The organism is Acrocarpospora phusangensis (genome assembly GCF_016862995.1).
Lineage (GTDB): Bacteria > Actinomycetota > Actinomycetes > Streptosporangiales > Streptosporangiaceae > Acrocarpospora > Acrocarpospora phusangensis.
The window spans coordinates 1-2,026 of sequence record NZ_BOOA01000187.1 but is presented as its reverse complement, the minus strand read 5'-3'; the positions used below and the strand labels follow the sequence as shown (position 1 = coordinate 2,026).

The window sequence follows — 2,026 nt, the reverse complement described above, 5'->3', positions numbered from 1 at the left end:
TCGGTTGCTGTGGCGAGGGTTGTGGGTGGATGAGGTCGTGATTCCTCTGTCGGTTGGCTGAGATCGGGATCGGCGGCTGGCGCGAGAACTGTCGGTGCGGCCTGACACCCTGGTGTCATGTACGTGGTCGTGGCGGCGGATCCCGAAGGCCGAGGGGGCACCCTCCGGCCGGAGGACGGGATCGCGGCCCACGTCACCGACCTGGCGGCGGCGATCGCGGGTGACGCCGGGGAGGTCCGGTGGGTCTGGGGGGACACGCGGCGGATCTATCCGGGGGTCCTGGCCCAGGGCGCGCGGGTCGGCCGGTGCTACGACATCGCGTTGACCGAAGGGCTGCTGCTCGCGGCCGAAGGGCGGTTCGGGGAACCCCGGTCCGCCGAGGCGGCGTACGCGCGGGCGCACGGGCTGCCCGTGCCCGAGGACCGGGAGGCGGTGGCCGAGGGCGGCCAGGGCCTCCTGTTCGAGACCGAGCCCAGGGACGCGGGGTTCGGGATCCCTGAGGCCGATCTCGTCGCGGAGGTCTACCGCGGGCAGTTGGCGCGGATCGCGCAGTTGCCGGAGCCCGGCAAGTTCCGGCTGCTCGTGGCGGCCGAGTCGGCGGGCGCGCTGATCGCCGCGGAGATGGGGTTCCACGGCATGCCCTGGCGGGAGGCGGTGCACGACGCGCTGCTGACCGAGCTTCTGGGGCCCCGGCCCGCGCACGGCATGCGGCCCGCCAAGTTGCAGGCTCTCGCCGACGAGGTGGCCGCCGCGTTCGGGCAGGCCGTCAACCCGGACTCGCCGCAGCAGATCGTCAAGGCGTTCAAGGCGGCCGGGCTGACCGTGCCGTCCACCCGGTCCTGGGTGCTCAAACAGGTCGAGCATCCGGGGGTCAAGCCGCTCCTGGCGTACAAGGAGCTGGCCCGGCTCTACAGCTTCCACGGGTGGGTCTGGGCCGACCAGTGGGTGCGGGGGGACCGGTTCCGGGCCGAATACGTGGTGGGCGGCGTGGTCAGCGGCCGGTGGGCGACCAGCGGCGGCGGGGCCCTGCAGATCCCCAAGCTGATGCGCAGAGCCGTGGTCGCCGACGACGGCTGGACCCTGGTGGTGGCCGACGCCGCCCAGCTGGAACCCCGGGTGCTGGCCGCGATGGCCCAGGACGGCGGGCTGGCCAGGGCCGCCGGCGAGATCGACCTCTACGCCGCGCTGGCCAAGGCCTTCGGCGGCAGCCGCGACGCCGCCAAGATCGCCATGCTCTCCGCCATGTACGGGGGGACCAGCGGCGACGCCCACAAACTGCTCGCCGTGATGCGGCAACGTTTCCCGCAGGCGTACGGATTCGTGGAGGACGCCGCCCGTGCCGGCGAGGAGGGACACCTGGTCCGGTCCTGGCTGGGACGCACCTCGCCCCCTCCGTCCGCGCGCTGGCGTGCCCTCGTCTCCGGTCCCGAAGGCGTACGGGCGGCCCGCGACCGGGGACGATTCACCCGCAACTTCGTAGTCCAGGCCACCGCCGCCGAATGGGCCAACACCCTGATGGCCATCCTGCGCGCCAACCTCCCCGACCCGGCCCGCCTGGTCTTCTTCCAACACGACGAGGTCATGGTCCACTGCCCCCTCGACCAAACCCCCACCGTCCGCGCCGCCGTAGCCACCGCCGCCGACGAGGCCACCCGCTTGTTGTTCGGCGACACCCCAGTCCGCTTCCCCATGGAAGCCGTGGCCGTCACGTGCTACGCCGACGCCAAATAGCCCGCCATGGCCTTGACTGAACCACCCGAGGACGTCGCTACTCGCCGTTGTCCGGCGCCGTTTGCGTAGTCGGCCACTTCTCGCCGTACCAACGCCAAAGGGCCGACCGGGTGCGTTCCGTCAGACCTTTCAGGCATGTCAGATAGCGGCGAGTCGCTGGGTGGCGAGCTTGGTGGGTGTCGTGTCAGGCGTGCCACATGGAGGCGAGTTGGCGGGTGGCGAGCTTGGTGGGTGTCGCGTTCATGCGTGCCGCGCATGGCGGCGGGTCGCCGGGTGGCGAGGTTGGTGGGTGTCG

General features: G+C 72.1%; 1 protein-coding gene. It reads left to right on the top strand.

Annotation, left to right across the window (positions count from 1 at the left end):
- Positions 1 to 117 precede the first annotated feature (117 nt).
- On the top strand, positions 118 to 1,731 hold the full coding sequence (locus tag Aph01nite_RS40810; protein ID WP_204046461.1) for a bifunctional 3'-5' exonuclease/DNA polymerase: 1,614 nt from the start codon (positions 118 to 120) through the stop codon (positions 1,729 to 1,731).
- Positions 1,732 to 2,026: the final 295 nt, after the last annotated feature.

What these genes read in the sequence shown, in the direction of transcription:
- Aph01nite_RS40810 (WP_204046461.1), top strand. Translation starts at nt 118, where the DNA reads ATGTACGTGGTCGTGGCGGCGGATCCCGAAGGCCGAGGGGGCACCCTC.